Annotated in this window: 15 protein-coding genes; 8 read left to right on the forward strand and 7 right to left on the reverse strand. The window is 34.8% G+C overall.

Annotated features, from left to right (window positions below; translation table 11 throughout):
- Nucleotides 1–142 precede the first annotated feature (142 nt).
- Genes IPM51_13845 through IPM51_13855 form a run of 3 tightly spaced genes read left to right on the forward strand, consistent with a single transcriptional unit; the run spans nucleotide 143 to nucleotide 3,634 of the window.
- Nucleotides 143–847 carry a succinate dehydrogenase cytochrome b subunit gene (locus tag IPM51_13845; protein MBK9285380.1) on the forward strand — a complete coding sequence of 235 codons (705 nt, stop codon included), beginning with the start codon at nucleotides 143–145 and terminating at the stop codon, nucleotides 845–847.
- A 26-nt stretch (nucleotides 848–873) separates the two neighbouring features.
- Nucleotides 874–2,862: a fumarate reductase/succinate dehydrogenase flavoprotein subunit gene (locus IPM51_13850; protein MBK9285381.1), complete on the forward strand. Its 1,989-nt coding sequence runs from the start codon at nucleotides 874–876 to the stop codon at nucleotides 2,860–2,862.
- 10 nt (nucleotides 2,863–2,872) lie between these two features.
- On the forward strand, nucleotides 2,873–3,634 hold the full coding sequence (locus IPM51_13855; GenBank protein ID MBK9285382.1) for a succinate dehydrogenase/fumarate reductase iron-sulfur subunit: 762 nt from the start codon (nucleotides 2,873–2,875) through the stop codon (nucleotides 3,632–3,634).
- A 6-nt stretch (nucleotides 3,635–3,640) separates the two neighbouring features.
- Here the strand turns inward: IPM51_13855 and IPM51_13860 are convergent, their stop codons facing one another.
- The 4 genes from IPM51_13860 to IPM51_13875 form a co-directional block, all read right to left on the reverse strand.
- Nucleotides 3,641–5,119, reverse strand: coding sequence for a tetratricopeptide repeat protein (locus IPM51_13860; GenBank protein ID MBK9285383.1), 1,479 nt, complete (start codon nucleotides 5,117–5,119; stop codon nucleotides 3,641–3,643).
- The gene (locus IPM51_13865) at nucleotides 5,109–6,533 is read right to left on the reverse strand and encodes a tetratricopeptide repeat protein (GenBank protein MBK9285384.1); all 1,425 of its coding nucleotides are present in this window, start codon (nucleotides 6,531–6,533) and stop codon (nucleotides 5,109–5,111) included. The genes IPM51_13860 and IPM51_13865 overlap by 11 nt, the downstream gene beginning before the upstream one ends.
- Nucleotides 6,534–6,570: 37 nt before the next feature.
- Nucleotides 6,571–8,145 (reverse strand): tetratricopeptide repeat protein, encoded by a 1,575-nt coding sequence (locus tag IPM51_13870; protein MBK9285385.1) that lies wholly within the window; start codon nucleotides 8,143–8,145, stop codon nucleotides 6,571–6,573.
- A gap of 112 nt (nucleotides 8,146–8,257) precedes the next feature.
- Entirely contained in the window at nucleotides 8,258–8,446 is a 189-nt protein-coding gene (locus IPM51_13875) for a hypothetical protein (protein MBK9285386.1), read from the reverse strand.
- 144 nt (nucleotides 8,447–8,590) lie between these two features.
- Between IPM51_13875 and IPM51_13880 the strand changes: the two genes are divergently transcribed.
- Complete coding sequence (locus tag IPM51_13880; protein ID MBK9285387.1) at nucleotides 8,591–10,147, forward strand: serine hydrolase; 1,557 nt, start codon at nucleotides 8,591–8,593, stop codon at nucleotides 10,145–10,147.
- A gap of 11 nt (nucleotides 10,148–10,158) precedes the next feature.
- On the opposite strand, the gene IPM51_13885 is transcribed toward IPM51_13880, so the two are convergent.
- The 3 genes from IPM51_13885 to dprA form a co-directional block, all read right to left on the reverse strand.
- The gene (locus tag IPM51_13885) at nucleotides 10,159–11,757 is read right to left on the reverse strand and encodes a tetratricopeptide repeat protein (protein MBK9285388.1); all 1,599 of its coding nucleotides are present in this window, start codon (nucleotides 11,755–11,757) and stop codon (nucleotides 10,159–10,161) included.
- A gap of 17 nt (nucleotides 11,758–11,774) precedes the next feature.
- Complete coding sequence (locus tag IPM51_13890; GenBank protein MBK9285389.1) at nucleotides 11,775–13,139, reverse strand: tetratricopeptide repeat protein; 1,365 nt, start codon at nucleotides 13,137–13,139, stop codon at nucleotides 11,775–11,777.
- A 75-nt stretch (nucleotides 13,140–13,214) separates the two neighbouring features.
- Complete coding sequence (dprA, locus tag IPM51_13895; GenBank protein MBK9285390.1) at nucleotides 13,215–14,321, reverse strand: DNA-protecting protein DprA; 1,107 nt, start codon at nucleotides 14,319–14,321, stop codon at nucleotides 13,215–13,217.
- A gap of 107 nt (nucleotides 14,322–14,428) precedes the next feature.
- On the opposite strand from dprA, the gene IPM51_13900 reads away from it, so the two are divergent.
- From IPM51_13900 to IPM51_13915, 4 genes are all read left to right on the forward strand, one after another.
- Entirely contained in the window at nucleotides 14,429–16,741 is a 2,313-nt protein-coding gene (locus IPM51_13900) for a TonB-dependent receptor (GenBank protein ID MBK9285391.1), read from the forward strand.
- A 7-nt stretch (nucleotides 16,742–16,748) separates the two neighbouring features.
- Complete coding sequence (locus IPM51_13905; GenBank protein MBK9285392.1) at nucleotides 16,749–18,647, forward strand: DUF2142 domain-containing protein; 1,899 nt, start codon at nucleotides 16,749–16,751, stop codon at nucleotides 18,645–18,647.
- A 150-nt stretch (nucleotides 18,648–18,797) separates the two neighbouring features.
- A complete protein-coding gene (locus tag IPM51_13910) occupies nucleotides 18,798–19,847 on the forward strand; it encodes a tetratricopeptide repeat protein (GenBank protein ID MBK9285393.1) in 1,050 nt (349 codons plus the stop codon).
- A gap of 23 nt (nucleotides 19,848–19,870) precedes the next feature.
- Nucleotides 19,871–22,015, forward strand: a complete 2,145-nt coding sequence (locus IPM51_13915) for an OmpA family protein (GenBank protein MBK9285394.1) — start codon at nucleotides 19,871–19,873, stop codon at nucleotides 22,013–22,015.

Consider the following 22,015-nt stretch of genomic DNA (forward strand, 5'->3'; position numbering starts at 1 on the left):
ATTCTAAATAAATGTCAAATTTGAAGTTGTTTCATAAATAGAGTAAACTAAAACTTGTTGTTGTATCATTTGCTTAATACATTTGTGCGCGTCATATTCGCATTTCGAAAAACGCAAAGTATTTAAATAATTTTTGACTTTTATGGATAAAAAATCTGGTTTTCTTAGTTCTTCGCTTGGCAAGAAATTCATTATGGGCATTACCGGGCTCTTCTTAATAAGCTTTTTATTAGTTCATTGTTTTGTGAACAGTTTAATATTTTTAAATGACGGTGGCGAGACATTTAATTTGGGTTGCGAGTTTATGGGAACCAATTGGATTATTCGAGCCATGGAAATTGTACTATTTGCAGGTATAATTTTACATATTGTTCAAGCGTTAGTTTTAACACTTGCCAATAAAAAAGCTAGGCCAATAGGATATCAAGTTGTTGGCGGAAATGTTAGCAGCACTTGGTACAGTCGCTGGATGGGTTTATTAGGAACATTAATTTTAATGTTTTTGGTTATTCATTTGAAACATTTTTGGGTGGTAAGTCGATTTACGGATCACTTAGTACATACCAATGCTGAAGCCATGGAAACCGGAAAAGAAACTATGTATAATGAAATGTTTGAAGTGTTTTCTAATCCATTAGTTGTTGTTGTATATTGCTTAGCCATGATTTCTTTAGCTTATCATTTACTACATGGTTTTCAAAGTGCATTTCAAACGCTAGGAATGAATCACAAAAAATATACTCCGTTAATTAAAATGACCGGTGTAATTTTTTCAATTGTAATACCGGCCATATTTGCCGCCATGCCTTTGGTTATTTACTTGGGCTTAATTAAACAAGACCTTTAATTTATTTTTAAAAAATTAATTCAACTATGGCAACTTCGTCAAAATTAAATGCCAAAATTCCGGAAGGATCATTAGAGAATAAATGGACTAAATACCGTTCCACGGTTCATTTAGTAAATCCGGCAAACAAACGCAGTTTAGAAGTATTGGTAATCGGATCGGGTTTAGCCGGATCATCGGCCGCTGCTTCATTAGCAGAAATGGGGTACAAAGTTACCGTATTTTGTTATCAGGATTCTGCCCGCAGAGCGCATAGCATCGCTGCTCAAGGTGGAATTAATGCGGCAAAAAATTATCAAAATGATGGTGATAGTGTTTATCGTTTATTTTACGACACTATTAAAGGTGGCGACTATCGGGCCAGAGAAGCTAACGTTCACCGACTTGCCGAAGTATCGGGTAATATTATTGACCAGTGCGTAGCACAGGGCGTACCTTTTGCGCGGGAATATGGCGGAACTTTAAGTAATCGTTCATTTGGTGGAACACAGGTGCAACGAACTTTTTATGCAGCCGGACAAACCGGACAACAACTTTTATTAGGAGCGTATAGTGCTTTACAAAGACAAGTGGGGATGGGTGCCGTAAAAATGATGACCCGACATGAAATGATGGATACCGTAACCATTGACGGAAAATGCCGTGGCGTTATTGTAAGAAATTTAGTTAGCGGAAAGTTGGAAAGATATTTTGGTCACGCTGTTTTACTTTGCACCGGAGGTTATGGTAATGTATTTTATTTATCTACAAATGCCATGGGGTGTAATGTAACAGCTGCCTGGAAAGCGCATAAAAAAGGTGCTTTTTTTGGCAACCCTTGTTACACACAAATTCATCCAACTTGTATTCCTGTATCTGGCGATCATCAATCTAAATTAACCTTGATGTCGGAGTCATTGAGAAACGACGGAAGAATATGGGTGCCAAAAAACAAAGATGATAAACGAAAAGCGGTAGATATTCCGGAAGAAGAAAGAGACTATTATTTAGAGCGCAGATATCCGGCATTTGGAAATTTAGTTCCCAGAGATGTGGCCAGCCGTGCGGCAAAAGAACGTTGTGATGCAGGTTATGGGGTTGGCGCAAGCAAAATGGCGGTTTATCTTGATTTTGCAGCAAACACTGAGCGATACGGAAAAATTCAAGCAAATAAACTAGGTTTGCATAATCCTAGCAAAGCAGAAATTATCCAGCTGGGTAAAGATGTAATTAAAGAAAAATACGGGAACTTGTTTGATATGTACAAACAAATAACCGATGAAAATCCATATGAAATGCCAATGCGAATTTATCCGGCAGTGCATTATACCATGGGTGGTTTGTGGGTTGATTATAATTTAATGACCACGGTGCCGGGCTTATATGCTTTAGGTGAAGCTAACTTCAGTGACCATGGAGCTAACCGTCTTGGGGCATCTGCTTTAATGCAAGGTTTAGCTGATGGTTACTTTGTTATTCCATACACTATTGGTGATTATTTATCTGAAGAGATTCGTACCAAGTCTATTCCTACCGATCATGAAGCCTTTGTTAAAGCAGAAGCTGAGGTGCAGGAAAGAATTAATAAATTGTTTTCTATTAAAGGGAGTAAAACCGTTGACCATTTTCATAAGCGGTTAGGAAAAATAATGTGGGATAAATGTGGTATGGCCAGAAATAAAGAAGGATTAACACAGGCTATCGAAGAAATAAAAGCTTTACGTGCTGAATTTTGGAAAGACGTTCGTGTGCCAGGATCTAATGAAGAATTTAATCCGGAACTAGAAAAAGCCCATCGTGTTGCCGACTTTTTAGAGTTAGGTGAATTAATGTGTATTGATGCTTTAAACAGAAATGAAAGTTGTGGTGGACATTTCAGAGAAGAATATCAAACTCCTGACGGAGAGGCTAAGCGTGATGATGATAACTACACTTATGTTGCTGCCTGGGAATATAAAGGAGAAAGTAATTACGAATTACATAAAGAAGAATTAAAATTCGAAAATATTAAATTGGCCCAAAGAAATTACGCATAATAAATAGAATATGAGCGGAAACATGAATTTGACTTTAAAAGTCTGGAAACAAAAAAACAAAAACGAAAAAGGTCGTTTTGAAACTTACGATGCAAAAGGCATATCTCCGGACATGTCGTTTCTTGAAATGTTTGATGTTGTTAATGAACAATTAATAGGAACAGGAAAAGAACCCATTGCCTTTGATCATGATTGTAGAGAAGGAATTTGTGGTGCTTGCAGTATGTATATTAATGGCCGTCCACATGGTCCCAAAGAAGGAATTACTACCTGCCAACTGCATATGCGAAGTTTTAAAGATGGCGATACTATTGTGGTAGAACCCTGGAGAAGTGCAGCATTTCCGGTTATAAAAGACCTAGCAGTAGATAGAAGTTCATTCGATAGAATTATGTCTGCCGGCGGATTCGTGAGTGTTAATACCGGAAACGCAAAGGATGCAAATAATATATTAATAAATAAAGATGATGCAGATAGTGCCTTTAATGCAGCCGCATGTATTGGCTGCGGAGCCTGTGTGGCTGCGTGCAAAAATTCAAGCGCGATGTTATTTGTATCCGCTAAAGTTTCACAATTAGCTTTATTGCCACAAGGACAAATTGAAAAACAAGACCGTGTATTAAACATGGTAAAGCAAATGGACGAAGAAGGATTTGGTAATTGCACCAATACCGGTGCTTGTGAAGCCGAATGTCCAAAATCAATTTCCTTAGAAAATATTGCGAGATTAAACAGAGAGTATCTTGGTGCTACGTTAGCACAGAATAAATAATTTTTCTCAAGATCTGGTTTGAATTTTTTCTAAAGTTACTGAAATGTTCTTTTCTCTTGGCATCATTGCCATTTGAATTCTGCGGGCATAATGAATAGAATCTAAAATTTCCTTTTGCTTTTGTTCCACTTGTGCTTTTTGCTCAACTATTAATTTGTTCGTTTTTCTCTTTTGACTGTAACTAATAAATACAAGCACAATAATAACCAGCATAAATAACAAACCAATACTGAAAAACACTCTTTCCCTTTTCTTTTGCCTGATTTCTTCATTAGCTAATGCATTTAATTTGTCTTGTTCGGCCAACATCGTGAGTTCCTTTTTATCAAATTGATACTGCATGTCTTTTTTTACGGAAGCTTTTCTTGTTTCATCATTACTAAGACTGTCTTTCATTTTAATTTGCAGTTCAAACATATCATAAGCCTCTTTATACTTTTTCTGTTTTAAATAGATAAACCTTAATGTACGTGCTGAATTTCTTATAACTATTGGACTCTGTGTTTCTTTAGCCATTTTCATACTCTCCTGAGCTGATAACATTGCTTCACTAAATTTATCCATTTCGAAATATGCTTGTGCTATAATATCTAAAGTATTTGAAATAGATTTTTTATCTCGAACTAACTTTGCATACTTTAATCCTTCATTAAAATAATACAAAGCAGAATCATAATTCTTTGCCATTTTATGCAAAAAACCAATATTATTATTGCTTTTTGATAGCCCGTCTAAATCTTGAACATCTTGTCTGATTCTTAATGCATTTATGTGATAATAAAAAGCCTTATCCATTAAACCTAAATCGGAATTAATCATGCCTAAATAATTATAAGACGATGCAATTCGACTCGAATCATTTAGTTCTAAATTTAACTTTAGACTCCTTTCGTAATACGTTAAGGCTGTTTGCAATTCGTTTTGCTTTTTATGAATATTCCCAATATTAATTAAACATGCCGCCATCCCACGCTTATCTTTTAATTTTTCAAGCCAGGTTAAACTTAAATGATATTGTTCCAGCGCTTTTAATAAATTCCCTTGAATATCATAACCAGCGCCAATATTAATTAAAGAATAGGCGGCAGTTAAACTATCATTTACTTGTAAACTATAAATAACTCCTTTTTTAAATAATTCTAATGCAGCGAAATTATTTCCTGCCAGGTTTTCCATATATCCTTTATTATTATATGCAGAGGCTAAACTTTCCTTATAATAATTTTTCAAAGATTCATTTTCACATGTTAAATTTCGTTCACATACTTTTATTATTTCTTCATTATAAATATCCCACAAATCCCTATCCTTTTCATCGTTGATTAATTCGTTAAGCGCATTAATTCTAATTGAGTCTGGAATGCTTTTTTTTAAAAGTATTTTAAGCGAATCCCGAAAACTATTTTGAGCCTGTAAATTTAAGGATGCAAGAACACCAATTAAAATAATTTGCCTTATAAAAAGAATTGACAGTTTAATTTTCATTTTTAACGTGTAGCTTTTCAATAATATTTTTCACTCTATTTTCACTAGGAATTTGCGCCATTTGTATTCTTTTGGCATATTTTATAGAGTCTAGTATTTCTTTTTGTTTTTCTTCTAAAATAATATTTTGCTCACTTATCACCTCTTTTTGTTTTTGAATTTCAAGATTTGCCTTACTTTTACTTTTAAAGTTACGATAGAAAATAAAAGCCAGTGAAATACTTAGTGCCAAAGCGCCAAATAATACATTTCGTTGTGTTGCTTTTTTATCAGATTCTACCTTTTGCTTTTCCAACTGTGCATTTTTAAGCGCAATTTGTGCATCTTTTTTATCTGATTCGTATTTCTCCGTCATTGCTGCAATCTCTTTTGCATTCGCTTCCGAATACAGTGTATCCTGTATATTGTTTACTTGTTGTAAGTAATATCCTGTGCTGTCAATATTACCTAATGCAGCGGAAGTAACAACCAAACGTTCACAGGCTGATTTTATCCCAATTAAATAAGAAGCTGAATTGGCATAAGACTTAGACATCAGCAAAAACTGATGTGACTTATTCATTTGCTTTAGTTTTCCATAAGTGTCGCCGATGCGCCAATAAATTTCACTTAATAATCTAGGGTCGCCTAAATGATGATATATTGGCAATACTTTATTATACGCTTCAATCGCCTCATTATATTTATTTGCTTCAGATAACAGCTGGCCCATGGCTGTATAATTTTCGGCTATTAAAGTAGAATCACCAATAATTAAAGCGTGCTTCAATGATCGCCGGAACATCATTTCTGATTCTTTGTTTAATTTCAGCTCATCGTAACAAGAACCTAAATTTATACAACAAGAGGCAATTCCATAATCATCTTTCTGTCGTTCGCGAATTTCTAATGATTTGAGAAAATAACTTATAGCTGTTTTATAATCGTGTTGTTGAAAATAAATTGTTCCCAAATTATTTCCGCCTCGGGCTATTGCAACACTATCTTTATTGAATTCAGCTATCTGCATTGATCGTAAATAATGTTTAATTGCTTCTGAATAATTCCCTAAATAGTCATAGCAAATTCCCAAGTTTGAATTGGCATCGCATACTGTTTTAGTGGATCCATTACCATAAAAGTGAATAGCGTTTTTTAAATAAAAAATTGCCGAGTCATATTTACCCTTGTAAATAAAACAAACTGCTTTTAAATTATTGGCAAAACCCTTAACTCGGGGATTGTCAAAATTTTTAGACTCGATTAACATTTTGTTTGCATAAAATGAAGCTGAATCTAAATTGCCATTGAGGTGGGATTTACATTTCTGCCCAAGTAGACCAAAATAAATGCTGTCTTTTACCTGAGCAGAAAGAGAGGTATAAGTAAAAACAACAAACAAAAAAACTACATTAACTTTATTCAGTTTTAACATTTAGTAAAAATAAAATTTATTTGAAAAATAAAAGTGATTAGTTTTTACTTTTTTTTATCGTGCGATTAAGCATTGCCAGAATGCGACTATTATTCGGAATTTGCGCCATTTGAATTCTTCGCGCATAATGAATAGAATCTAGAATTTCTCTCTGCTTTTCCTCCACAATTTTCTTTTGATTTTCAACAAGTAACTTTTGTTTTTCAATAATTCCCTTTTGTTTTTGTGTTACTTTAAATCGATTGAACATAAAGCCTGCAAAGATCATTACTAATCCCAACCCTCCAAATAAAGCGTACTGCTGATTTTTCTTAGCTTTAATTTCTGCGCTTTGTTTGGCCAGCTCTGCGTTTTTTACTTCACTTTCTTTAGCATGCGCTACAGAATCTGCTGCAGCTTGTTTTTCATATTCGTATTTAAGTTGATTTTTAATACTGGCTTTACGGGTTGATTCATTGTTTATTGAATCGCGCATTTGAATATAAAGTTCGTAGTTATCAACTGCGCTTTTATAATCTTTAATATGTTTGTTTATAATCCAGAGATGTTCTGCTGCTCCCATAATTGTTTTAACAAATCCCGCTTTCTTGGCAATTACCAAAGCATCGCTCGCTTTTTGCTGTGCCAATTTATACTCACCATTATTGATATGCACTGATGCAATTTTAATTAATGCAGAAGAAAGACCGCTTTGATCGTTAGTGCTTTTACTGATTACTAGTGCTGAATCATAATATTGCAAGGCTTCCTTACTCATTTTCTTGTTTTCGTATACATAACCAATATTCATGAAAGCAAAGGCTACTCCGTTTTTAAACCCAACTATCTTATAAAGTTCCAATGAAGAATATAGCATTTCTAATGCGAGATCATAACGTCCCAATGTTGAATGCGCACTTGCTAGATTGTTTAATAAAGTAGCTTTCGACTCCTTATGGCCAGATTTCTCAACTACCGATAATCCACGTTCCCAATATTTAAATGCAGCATCTAGATCCCCTTGTCCTTTGTACACCATGCCTAAGTTAATTAGGTTCGTTATAATTCCATCCTGATCCTTAATCAATTCATTTAATTTTAGTGCTTTTTGATAATATTCAAGAGCTAAATTGATTTGACCTTGATTTTCATATAAATATGCAATATTGTTAAGCGATTGACTAATGGCAGAAGTGTCTTTGAGTAGTTCGCGAATTTTTAATGCTTCGAGATCCATTGGTAGTGCTTTACTATGCAATCCTCTATCTTTATAAATATAAGTTATATTGTTAAGCGAATAAGCAATTCCGGTTGAGTCATGAATTTCTCTTTGAATTTTTAAGCACATGTTATAATGCTTTAGAGCTGAATCAGACTGCCCTCGAACAGACAGACAAAATCCACAATTATTTAATGACATGGCATATCTATAAGTATAGAATTTTTTTTCAACTTTTGTTAATGCATTTTTTGATGAAGTTTCATTATTTAGTTTGGAAATGCATTTCTCAAGTGCACTTTTAAATAGTTTACAGGCAGAATCTGGAAATTCACCATAAATTTGCTCTCCAAGCATTAAGGAGGTTTTAACCCTGGTAGAATCATTCTTTGCTTGAGAAAGTACTTTTCCCAATGAATCTGCATAATTAATCTGTGAACTTAACCTAAAGGAGAAAAAGAGAATAATAAAAGTTTTATGAAGCATAAACAATACTAATATAATTGGATAAAGTCATATTCAAATATTAAATTTTAAGAAGTTTTAATTTCTCAAATTGTGTTTTTAAATAAAAGGTTTCATTCTCATTCGGAATTTGCGCCATTTGAATTCTTCGCGCATAATGAATAGTATCTTGAATTTCCTTTTGTTTTTCTGTGATAATATTTCCGGGTTTAATGGCCCGCACTAGTATTTTCAGGAAAACCAACCTCATTCCTCTCCTTCATGAATTGCGGAATTTCTTTTAAATTTAACAGGATACAATCACAATATAAACCTATCGATTTACTAATCATAATGCTGTTTTTTGAAACAATTTTCGTAAATAGCAGAACTAATTAAATTAATAGCCGAGATTATGATTCGTATTTATACCAGCTTTATCTTTTTACTTACCTCTTTTACTTTTTACAAGGCACAACCCCTTACCGCATCTGAAATTGATGCATTAGCTAATAAAGCTATTGAAGCATTTGAGGTTCCTGGCATTGCCATAGGCATTATAAAAGATGGTAAACTCATACATGCAAAAGGTTATGGCGTGAAAAATATTGAAACAAATGAAAAAGTAGATGAAAATACGTTTTTCGGAATTGCATCCAATAGCAAAGCCTTTACAACAGCCGCACTATCTATATTAATTGAAGAAAAAAAACTTATTTGGGATGATAAAGTCAGAAAATATATTCCAGAATTTACCTTGTACGACCCATATGTAAGTGAGGAGTTTACAGTTCGTGATTTAGTATGTCATCGCAGTGGTTTAGGGCTTGGCGCCGGAGATTTGATGATGTGGCCCGATTCTAATTTACATAGTATAGAGGATATTATTCATGGAATGCGATACTTAAAGCCGGTAAGCAGTTTCAGAAGCAAATACGACTATAACAATAACCTTTTCATTATTGCAGGCGAAGTTATAAAAAGAATTAGCGGAAAAAGCTGGGATGATTTTATTGAACAAAAAATTATGATTCCTTTAGGCATGAATAATAGTGCTCCTTGTTTAAGTAAATTAAAAGAAAAAAAGAACGTTGCTCGACCACACGCAATAGTAGATGGAAAAATGAAAGTTGTACCCGTTGGCTGGAGTGAAACAGCTAACGCCGCCGGCGGAATTCAAACAAATATTGTTGAATTAAGTAAATGGGTAATTGCTCAATTGAACCAAGGAAAATACGGTGATAACAATTCTTCACAATTATTCAGCGAAAAATCGCAACAACAAATGTGGTCTATTCAAACTCCAATTGCTGTGCGAACCGCCACACCTTACAATACTAAATTTTCCGGATATGGTTTGGGTTGGGTAATTAATGATGTGAATGGATTTAAACAAGTGGGTCATACAGGCGGATTGGCGGGCATGGTTACACAGGTTACTTTGATTCCTGAATTAAATTTAGGAATCATTGTGCTAACCAATCAGCAAGTAGGTGCTGCCTTTACATCAATCACTAATTGCATTAAGGATGGATACATTGGCTTAACTAAAAAAGATTGGATTACTGAAAATGCCGAGCGAGTAAAAAAAGCAAATTTATACGCTTCAAGAATTTGTGACTCAATAAATACCAATTTGAAGACAAACCCTGTAAAATTATCTGAAGAAAATCTTAAGAAATATAGTGGTAAGTTTCGCGATAGCTGGTATGGAGACATTCAAATAAGTCTAAAAAACGGACGGATGTTTTTTAATTCCTCAAAATCAATTAGAATGAAAGGTGAAATGTTCTTTTATAATACAAATACATTTATTGTGAAATGGAACGAGCGTAGTTTTGATGCTGATGCATTTGTACATTTTATTGTTGATAACGCTGGCAAGGTTACCGGATTTAAAGTGGAAGCATTTTCGCCCCTGACAGATTTCAGTTTTGATTTTCAGAATTTAGATGTATTTAAAGTAGATTAAAGTAAACATTATTATCGCAATCGTTTCACTAATGCGGCTACTCTTTTCTCGCTAGGTATCTGCGCCATTTGAATTCGCCGAGCATAATGAATAGAATCTAGAATTTCTTTTTGTTTTTCTTCAACGAGTTTCTTTTGCTCTTCAACAATTTCTTTTTGATGTTCAATAATTTCCTTTTGTTTTTGGGTTACTTTAAAACGGTTAAACATAAACCCGGCAAAAATCATGACTAACACTAATCCACCGAACAATGCGTACTGTTGATTTTTCTTTGCCTTTATTTCTGCGCTTTGTTTAGCCAGTTCCGCATTTTTTACTTCACTTTCTTTAGCATGTGCAACAGAATCAGCCGCCGCTTGTTTTTCGTATTCGTATTTGAGTTGGGATTTGATACTTGCTTTGCGGGTTGATTCATTATTGATGCTATCGCGCATTTGAATATATGTCTCGTAAAATTGCAGCGCCCTATTGTATTCTCCTGACTTTTTATAATAGGTTGTTAGTTGAAACGCTGAATTGCGAATATCTTCCGGAAAGCCTAACTCATTACTAAGACTCCAACTTTTACTAAAATTATCTAAAGCTTGTGGCATCCGGTCTTTTTTAAGATAAATCCTTCCCATGTTAATGAGCGTACCAATCAGCCCTTTTTTTTCACCGGTCTTTTCCTGTAAGTTCTTGGCAAGTTGATGATATTCCAGCGCTTTTTCGGTCATCCCTTCTTCATTAAAAATAACGGCCATGTTATTAAGCGTTTGCGCCTCTCCCTGCTTATCATTTATATTTCTTCTGATCCTTAGACTTTCTTCATAATACTCCAGGGCTTTTATTTGCTCTCCCTTTTTTGCAAGGAGTTTTGCAATACCATGCAATGAATATGCTTCGCCTCTTCTGTCTTTTACCTCTTTCTGTAAGAGTAAAGCTTTTTGGTAGTAGTTTAAAGCAGATTCAACATCGCCTTGCGATTGGTAAACAAAGCCCAAGTTGAGCAAGGCATTTGCCACACCTACATTATCGTTCAATTCTTCCAGCATCCGTAAACTGAGTTCATAATAATGAATGGCTTTGGGAATGTTACCTTGCTTGTCGTATACAACCCCTAAACTTCCAAATATTGTTGCAATTCCTCCCTTATCATAAAGCTCTTCAAATATTTTCAGCGATTTTTCCCAATACATCACAGCCTCTTTCATTTGCGATAAACGCTCGTGTATTGTTCCAATATTCTTGTAAGTCTCAGCTATTTCCCCTTTGTCTTTAAGCTCTTCGAATGCTTTTATGGTACTTAGATAAAGTGATATTGCCTCCTGTGCATGACCATTGTTAAAGGATAAATAAGCTTTGTTCCGCACTGAAGAAGAATGGTATTTTAAATAAAAATGGCGATATGGCGAATTTGCTTTAAGTTCATTTTCAGAAATGTGGAAAATCTGTTCGTTCCAAACCGGCCAAACAGCATCATCATTTTCCAATTCAATCATTTTGGATAACAATATACAACGGGTTGTATCATGCTTAGCGTTCTTTAATATCAACTGAAGTGAATCGATGGTTTTGTTCTGTCCTAAAAAGGAAAGTGGTAAAAGGAATATGAACCAAAATCGGAACATGATTTGAAGATAGTGATTTATTCCCGCTTTTTAACCTTATGAAGCATCCCGATCACACGTTTTTCCGATGGTATCTGCGCCATCTGTATCCTTCGCGCATAATGAATCGAATCTAGAATTTCTTTTTGTTTTTCTTCAACGAGTTTCTTTTGCTCTTCAACAATTTCTTTTTGATGTTCAATAATTTCCTTTTGTTTTTGGGTAACCTTAAAGCGGTTAAACATAAATCCCGCAAAGATCATTACTAATCCCAACCCTCCAAATAAAGCATATTGTTGATTTTTCTTTGCCTTTATTTCTGCGTTTTGTTTGGCCAGCTCCGCATTTTTTACTTCACTTTCTTTAGCGTGTGCAACAGAATCAGCCGCAGCTTGTTTTTCGTATTCGTATTTGAGTTGATTTTTTATAGCGGCTTTTTTGTTTGCCATACTACTTATGCTATCGCGAAATCGAATATAAATCTCATAATTTTGTAAAGCCAATTTATAATTTCCGGTAGCTTTATAAGTTTTAGCCAGCATAGAGGAAGAGTTTCTTATTAATTCGGGATATCCCAATTTGTTGCTGATATCTGAACTTTCGTTTAAGCACTTAAAAGCCATTGAATAGTTTTTTAACTGAAGGTGCATTTTTCCAACATGACAAAGTGTGGCCGCTTTCGAGCCTTCGTCGCCCATTTTTTCATAAATGTGTACAGTTTCATTAAAATTTTTCAATGCTTGATTAATATCACCTCTCTTTTGATAAAGCAAGCCCATACAATAATAACAGTCTGCAATACCGGATATATCATTAATTTCCTTACGTACTGTTAAACTTTGATCAAAATATTTCATTGCACTATCTGTTATTTCCGTTTTTAAATAAATATGGCCAATACCATTATAGGCAACTCCCAATATAAATTTGTTTTTTGTTTCCTCCCCAATTTTCAGCACCTTCTTTGAATATTCAAGCGCCATGGGCCATTGTCCCTGACCTTTATAAATTTGAATTATGTTATGAAGGGAATTAGCCTGGCCTAACTTGTCTCCAATTAGTTCCCTCATACGCAAACTACGTTCCTGCAAAATGAGCGACTGAGCAACATCACCTGTACGCTGCGCAATAAAAGCCATATTTCCAATAGCACCGGCTTCGAGTGTATAAAATACTTTTTGCTCCGGACTCATTTTTGAATTTGATTTTCCGTCAAAAACCTTAAGTGCCGTTTCACAATCGTTTTTCAACGAATCCCAGTATCCCATTCGATGAATTGGCGTTAACTCTCCAATCATGAACCTGATGTTAAAACGCGTTGTGTCGTGTTTTGCGTTTATTAAAGAAAGTTTAAGTGAATCCACCAAGGCTTTTTGAGCCATTAAAGTTCCAATGCCTCCCAAAGCACAAAAAATTAATATCCCACAAAAAAACCTTTTTCTCACAATATAAATCTAAGAGAAAAATTTTAATTTACTCTAAAGTACTTCAAACATTTTACCCGGTTTACTTTTGATGATATAATTAAATTCCATTTGTAATAATAGTGCGGCTACTTTACTTATGGTCATTCCGCTGATATAACAGATTTCATCCATGTGCATTTCCTTTTTAGAGCCAAAGGCATTGATAATTCTTTTTTCTTCATCAGTTAGGTTTAATAAAAGCGGAATTTGTCCGGCTTTTTTCTTGCTTTCTTTTTCTTCCCACTGCATGGCATAAAATAAATCAGCTGCGTTTTCAATCAATACAGCTTTATTTTGTTTAATGAGTCCGTTTCCCCCTTCTGCTAAAGCTTCACCCGCTCTTCCGGGAAAAGCAAAAACATCCTTATTATAACTGTTAGCAATGGTGGCCGTTATTAAACTTCCGCCTTGTCTTTTACTTTCCACCACAACTAACGCATCGCACATTCCCGCCACTATCCGGTTTCTTTTCGGAAAATTAACAGCATCCGGATTTGTTCCGCTCATAAAATCAGTCAATAAGCCCCCATTACTTATCATTTTTTTGGCAGTCTTATCGTGGGTTTGCGGATAAATACGGTCTAAGCCGTGAGCCAAAACGCCCACGGTTTGTAATTGATTGTCCAATGAAGCTCTATGGGCACAAATATCAATACCGTAAGCCAGGCCGCTCACCACCAACACATCGCTGCCTTGCAATTCCTGAATGAAATTTTGAGTCATCTGCCTACCATATTCACTAGGTTTACGGCTCCCAACCACACTTATAACTTTAGATTTATTTAAATTAGCATTCCCTTTATAAAATAGCATAATAGGACTATCGCTGCAATATTTTAAACGATTTGGATACTCTTCATCGGTAAAAAACAATGGTTTAATTTTATATTTTTCAATAAATCTTACTTCTTCTTCGGCTCTCTTTAAAAGTTTTTTGTGATTTGATATAGATAAGGCCAAGCGCTCCCCTATCCCCGGCACTTTGGTTAAACTAGTCTTTTTCTGCTTAAACACTTCCCTGGGACTTCCACAATAAGCCAGTAAATTCTTGGCATTTATATCGCCAACCCCATCAATAAGTGTTAAACCTATTTGATAAATTAAATCCTCGCCATCCATTTCTTTTTTCAATTTTAAACAACTATCATTACCTTGTAATTTTATTAAAGGCCTTGGTCAAATTTACGTATATCTCTACGCTATTGATTGCTCTGTTTTGTAGCATTTTGAATGCACAGAATACTTATTTCTTAAAAGGCCATGTATATGAGGAAAAAACCAATGACTCGTTAGAAGGGGCAATAATTAATATTGACGGTAAAATGTTTGCGGTTAGTAACGGTGGTGGATATTATGAAGGATACACCATTCCGGGAAGTCACACTATTTCTTGTCAAATGTTTGGCTACTCAACCAAAACCATTAATGTAAATTTTAAAGAGGGTGACGCCGCCACATACGATTTTTATTTAAGTGATGCCAATACAGCGTTAGATGAAGTGGTGATAAGCGCCGGTAAATACGAACAAAAATTAAGTGATGTTTCGGTGAGTATGGAAATATTAAAACCAACTTTAATTGAAAATAAAAATGTGACATCGCTTGATCAAATTTTAGGTCAAGTTTCAGGTGTTACTATGGCCGATGGACAAGCCAGTATAAGAGGAGGAAGCGGTTTTAGTTATGGGGCCGGAAGCAGAGTTTTAATGCTGGTTGATGAAATGCCCATGATAAGTGCTGATGCAGGAGATATTAAATGGAACTATTTGCCACTAGAGAATTTAGAACAAGTTGAAGTAATAAAGGGTGCATCCTCTGCCCTGTTTGGTTCCAGTGCTTTAAATGGCGTTGTGAATTTACGAACCTTATACGCCCGGGATAAACCCATTACAAAATTGACAATGTTTTACGGAAGTTTTGATGCCCCCCGTAAAACTTACAAATGGTGGAAAGGAAGTTCTCAAGCACAAAGAGGAGTTAATTTTTCGCATTGTCAAAAAATAAATAATCTGGATTTGGTTTTTGCCGGTCATAAATTCAGCGACGATGGCTTCCGAATGCTGGAAACCGAAGAAAGAGAACGATTTAATGTGAATTTGCGCTATAACTTTAAAAAAGTGGCCGGTTTGTCCTTGGGATTAAATACCAATATGATGAACACCAAGGGCGGACTGTTTTTTCTTTGGCAAAATTATGATTCGGCCTATGTTCCGCAAGGCAGAGATATTCAAAGATATAATAACAATAGAATTAATGTAGACCCGTACATCACATACTATAAAGGAGCAAATAAGTTTTCATTGAGAAACCGCTATTTTAAAACTGAAAACACAAATGATAAAGGACAGGGAAGCACGGCCGAATTGTATTATTCAGAATTCCAACACCAGGTTCACTTTACCAAACAACTTAATATAACTTCCGGTGCTGTTTATATGGAACAAATGATTTTAGGCGACTCCTTGTATGGAAAACACACCGGCCAAAATATTGCAGCCTACGTACAAGCTGATAAAAAGATCTTTCAAAAACTAAATATTTCATTTGGTTTACGAGGAGAATTTTATAAAGTGGATACGGCAAAAACAAACGGTTATTTATTGCCTAAAACGAGTAAAGTAAGTTTACCATTTCAGCCCGTGGCCCGTTTAGGTTTAAATTATCAACTTTTTGAATATACTTTTATACGGACTTCGTTTGGACAAGGGTACCGGTTTCCGAGTGTAGCCGAAAAGTATATCAGTACTGCGGTAAGTGCTTTAAAAATATATCCTAACGCTTCGCTACAACCCGAAAGAGCTTTTAGTGCAGAATTAGGAATAAAACAGGGTTTCAAAATATCCAATTTTAAAGGCTTTTTAGATTTGGCCGGATTCTATACAGAATATAGTGATATGATTGAATTTGTTTTTGATATCTATAAACCCGGAGGAAAAACAGGAATTTTTTATCTCGATCAGCCCTTTGCGGGATTTAAATCTCAAAACATTGGAAAAGCAGTTATTAGCGGTGGCGAAATAAGCTTAACGGGAACAGGAAAAATTGGCCCCGTTAATCTAACGCTTTTCGGAGGTTATACCTTTATCAATCCCGTTTCTCCAAATTACAATCCTTTAACCGACACCTTAGGTTTGCCAGGCATTAAAACTTTAAAATACCGAAACCGACATTTATTGAAAAATGATATTCAATTAGATTATAAATTTATTTCAATTGGTTATAGCGTACGTTATCAAAGTAAGATTGAAAATATAGATAGAAGATTTGTAATAAGTGTTTTACATGAATATAATGATATTGCCAATGGGGTTAATTGGGATGAAATCCCTTCAACTTATATTTTACCCGGATTGCGGGAGAATTTAAATGACTTTCAAAAAGACGTATGGATACATGATGCGCGTATTTCATTTAACCTCAACAAACAATTAAAGTTTTCGTTCATAGTAAATAACATCACTAATGTTGAGTATCAATCAAGACCCGGAGATGTTCGTCCGCCAACACAATATATTGGACAAATTTCTCTCAAAATATAAATATTAATTGAAAACATTTCTTCAAAAAATAACTCCGCATTATTTTTTCCTGATCTCGGCCCTTTTATTTGGCGGATTCTATTTATACTTTGTACCTCCTTTACAGGTACCGGATGAGCATGATCATTTTAGAAGGGCATATCATTTAGCCGATGGGCATTTTCTTCCTCAAAAAGAAAATAACAGATTAGGCGGAAAAATGCCCATTTCATTTAAAGAATATGTTCAACCGTTTCGGTTTGCGGCCACCAATTTAAAATATACTTTAGATAACACGCATTACAAACAAGCCAAAGCTGCTTCACTTTATAAAGACGAAATGGCCTTTGATGATTTCCCAAATACGTCTAACTATAATGTTGTTTCTTATCTACCACAAACCATTGCTCTTTTCATTGGGAAAAATCTTAATGCAAAACCTTGGATTTTATATGAGTTCGGAAGAATTTTTAGTTATCTGGTATGGACAGTTTGCATGTTTATGTTAATCAAAAAACTGCCGGTTTGTAAATGGTTATTTAGCGTTTTGCTTTTATTACCCATGAATTTGTATTTGAGCAACTCGTTTAGCGCGGACACAATGACAAACTTATTTTCCTTTTCATTTCTTGGACTAAGTTTAAATTATGCCTTCGACGGAAGAAAATTTACCGCAAAGCGTCTTTACATTTTACTTTTTATTGGATTAGGATTGGCTTTAGCCAAAGTAGTTTATGTTTGGTTGATTGTATCCTTCTTAATTATTCCTGTTGAACGATTTAATAATATCAGGCAAAAAATAAGTCTGTTTCTTTTTATACTCATTGTTTGTTTAATGGCCAGCGCCTTGTGGTCATTGCACGTGAAATCTAATCTGATAGCGTATGCAGATTATAACGCGGCTTACAAAGACAATTGCTGCCTTTCGCATTGCGCAAATTTTGAAGCCCAAAAAGAAATAATATTATCTGATGTCACTTACTTTCCAAAAGTGGTTTACCGCAGTTTGTTTAAGCACCCTTATACCTACCTTGCCGGATACATCGGTACTTTTGGGAATAACGATATTCCATTGCCAAGAGGTATATTTTATTTTGCATACTTGTTTATTTTATGGGTTGCCTATAAAGAGCAAAATGAGTTTAAATTAAGTATAAAGCAAAAACTGATATTGATTGGGGCAAGCCTTGCCTCCTTTCTCACGCTACTCTTATCACAACACTTAACCTGGGATTGTGTTGGTGAAGGAATAGTAGATGTATTGCAGGGACGCTACTTAATTCCATTATTTCCGGCCATTTTTATTTTTATAAGTGGGGTAAGAAAAAATGAAACTCGTCTCTTTTTCATCCCTATTTTATTGTTTGTTCTTTTAATAAACCTTTCTTCATTCAAAATCATTTATAATCGTTATGTGAAAAAAACATTTATAAGTAATTTAGAGTGGATTTGTGATCTAGAAAAAACTTCTAACGATTTATTAGCTACTAGTGATGATAGTGTTTTTGTGCAAGGAACTCCTTCACGCTGCGACTCAATATCATTTAGCGGTAAATACTGTGCTAAACTTTCGCCGGCTTCACCTTTTTGTTTTACTTATAAATTTAAAAATATTACACAAGGAGATCTAATAGAAGTAAGCGCTTGGCAAAAAGGAGAAGACTGTCAGGTTATTCTTTCCACCGTTGGAAAAAAATGTGGCGAAATTTATCAAACCAACCATGGAAATTTAATTCCAAACAAAAACGGCTGGAATAAACTTCACTATGTATTTACTTTTAACGAGCCTTGTAAATTAACAGATTCAACCGAAGCCACCTTTTTTCTATGGAACCCTAAAAACCAAGCGTGTTATATTGACGATTTAAAGTTTAGTATTAAAAAATTCGGAACTGATTATCTGAATCATAAGTCTACTCTGTTTTAATTATTTAGGGTTTTTTATATTTTGGAGAATTTCTAAATTAATTTATATGCACAAATGCATAATTTGTTTATTTATATTGTGAACAATTTGTAATAAGGGAATACCTTTTAATCAAATTTTTATATATTTAAACTCTTAACATTTCTATTGATGAAAAAATTAAGTTTTATTTTTTTGCTTTCCGGAAGTTTTTTAACTAAGGCGCAGGACACCGTGAAAGTAGCAACCAATTTAACCCCAGAACAAATGGTGGAATTGGATTACAACAGCGGTTTAGAAGCGCTTAAAAAAAATGACCACCAAACTGCTGTAGATTTTTTTACCAAAAGTTTAGGCGTAAATCCAAATTATGATAAGGCCTTAACTAATCGTGCAGTTGCCTACACTTCATTAAAAAAATACAACGAGGCTATTGCCGACATCAATAATGCAATTCGTTTAAATGGGCAAAATGCTGAATCGTACTTTAATAAGAGTATGATTTATTTTCAGATGAATAAAAGTGATAGTGAACAGGTTTCGTTAGAAAGATGTTTAAGTTTAAAAAAAGATCATGCTGAAGCAGCATATTATCTCGGTTTAATGTATTATGAAAAAAATGATCCAGATAAGGCACTCGAATATTACAGCTTGGCAATCCAATCCAATCCAAATTATGCTTATGCTTACAATGACAGAGGAAGCGTGAAAAGAAAAAAAAATGATTTGGCGGGCGCAATAGCGGATTATGAAAAGGCTGTTTCCATTGATAATAAACAATTTTTTATTTATAATAATTTGGGTTCTGCGCATCGGGCCAATAAAAATTATTCCAAAGCGATTGAGGCTTATTCTAAGGCAATAGAAGTTAACCCTTCGTATTTCATAGCGGTAAACAATCGGGGTTCCGCTCATTTTGAGAATAACAACTTAACGGCTGCCCAAAAAGATTTTGAAGAAGTATTAAAACGCGATCCTAAAAACACATCGGCATATAATAATTTAGCTTCTATTGCCCTCAAGAACAAAGATTATAATAAGGCTAAATCAATGTCCTCCAAATCCATCGAATTGGATGCAAAAAACGGGCCTGCTTATTATAACCGGGGGATAGCCTGCCAAATGCTACACGATGAAAACGGTTGCTGTTCGGATTGGAAAAAAGCCCTAGAGCTTGGCGTTACCGGAGCTAAAACTTTCTTAAATATGTCTTGCGATTAAATCATTCTATGAAGTTATTTTGTATGAAAAAATTATTTTTTACATTATCAGTTATTTTATCTCTTTCTAGTTATTCTCAATCCGTTGAATTTGAAAAAGACAATTTTCCGGGAAGAAAAGATGAATTGCGCGAAGCCCGCAGAAAATTAGAAATCGGAATAGAAAATTTCATGATTGGAAGAAAAGAGTTCGATGAATATAAGCGCGGGTATTACTCTGAAAAAAAATATATGCCGGTAAGCATTTTTGATTATCAAAAAACAGGTATTGAAAGTTTTAAAAAAGCATTGGCTCCTCTTAACGAAGCCAATAAATTTAATCCGAAAAACGCTCGTTTAAATTACATGCTCGGGTTTGTTTGGTTTATCTCTGATGCGGAAAGTGCTGAAGCTTTGAAACATTTTGAAATTGCTCATTCCTTAGATCCGGAAGTTGAATTTGATATCTTGTTTTGGCTGGGATGGTGTGAACAAATGCATGATAAGTGGGATATGGCTATTAAATACTATAATGAATTTCTTACGAAAGCCGGACAAAAAAAGGGGCACTTAGCTGAAATAGAAGATACCAAGAAAAAAATAAGTGAGTGTACAGTAGGAAAAGAGCTGAGTGCAAATCCGGTGAGAGTTTTTGTGGATAATTTAGGGTCTTCAATCAATACTTCTTTTCCGGAATATGGACCCTCTATTACTACAGACGAAGAAACTATAATTTTTACAGCCCGTAGAGATAATTCTACCGGTGCTAAGCGTGATCAAAACGACAATGGTTGGTTTGAAGATGTATATGTGTCGGCCAAAAAAGCCGGCAAATGGGGCCCATCGGTTCAATTAAGTAAAAATGTGAACACCGAAGGGCACGATGCCGCAGCAGGTTTAGCCCCTGATGGGTCTAAACTATATGTTTACAGGCACTCCGGTAGAGATGGAGGCGACTTATACGAAAGCACCTTGTTTGGTGCGGATTGGGAAGCTCCTGTGCACATGAACAAAAATATTAATACCAGATATCATGAATCTAGTGTGAGTTTAAGTTATGATGGCAAGCGAATTTATTTTGTAAGCGACAAAGAACACGGCTTAGGCGACAGAGATATTTATTACAGTGATTTGGATGTAAAAGGAGAATGGGGACCTGCAAAAAACATTGGTCCGGTTATCAATACCAAATATGCCGAAGAAGCTGTATTTATGCACCCTGACGGAGTTACCATGTATTTTAGCAGCAAGGGTCACAAAACCATGGGCGGATATGATATTTTTAAAACCACGCTTAAAAACGGGATATGGTCTGAGCCTGAAAATTTAGGTTACCCCATTAATGGCCCTGATGACGATGTGTTTTTTGTGGTAAACGGAAGTGGAAGTCGCGGATATTTTGCATCTGCGAAAACCGGAGGCTTTGGAGAAAAAGATATTTATAAAATAACTTTTTTGGGTCCCGAAAAACAACCTTTATTAAACACATCCGATCAGCTATTGGCTGTAAGAGCGAATCCGGTAAGTAACTTAAAAACCGAAAGCGCCGCAGATGTGCGTTTAGCTAAAGTTGCCATTTTAAAAGGATTAATCACTTCAGCCAAAACCTTTGAACCACTTTCGGCTACTTTAGAATTAATTGATAACGACCTCAACATTGTGTTGGCTACTTTTAAATCAAATAGCGCAACCGGAAAATATTTAGTGACACTTCCAAGCGGAAAAAATTATGGTATTGCCGTTAAATGTGATGGTTATTTATTCCATTCTGAAAATTTCAATTTACCGGATGGTTCCGATTATCAAGAAGTAGAAAAAAACATTGCGTTAAAGAAAATAGAGGTTGGAAGTGTTATTGTATTAAAAAATATTTTCTTTGATTTTGATAAAGCTACAATTCGAAAAGAATCAGCAAATGAGTTAGAGCGATTAATTAAATTATTGAACGATAATCCTTCTATTAAAATTGAATTAGGAAGTCACACAGATAGTAAGGGCTCAGATGAGTACAACATGAAATTAAGCGATAATCGCTCAAAGTCTGTTGTGGAATATTTAATTGGCAAAGGTATTTCAGCAGCCAGATTAGTGGCAAAGGGTTATGGTGAAACCAAACCTATTGATACAAACGATAGCGATGAGGGCCGTCAAAATAACAGAAGAACAGAATTTAAGATTTTAGAAAAATAA

The organism is Sphingobacteriaceae bacterium, from assembly GCA_016715905.1.
Lineage (GTDB): Bacteria > Bacteroidota > Bacteroidia > B-17B0 > Aurantibacillaceae > Aurantibacillus.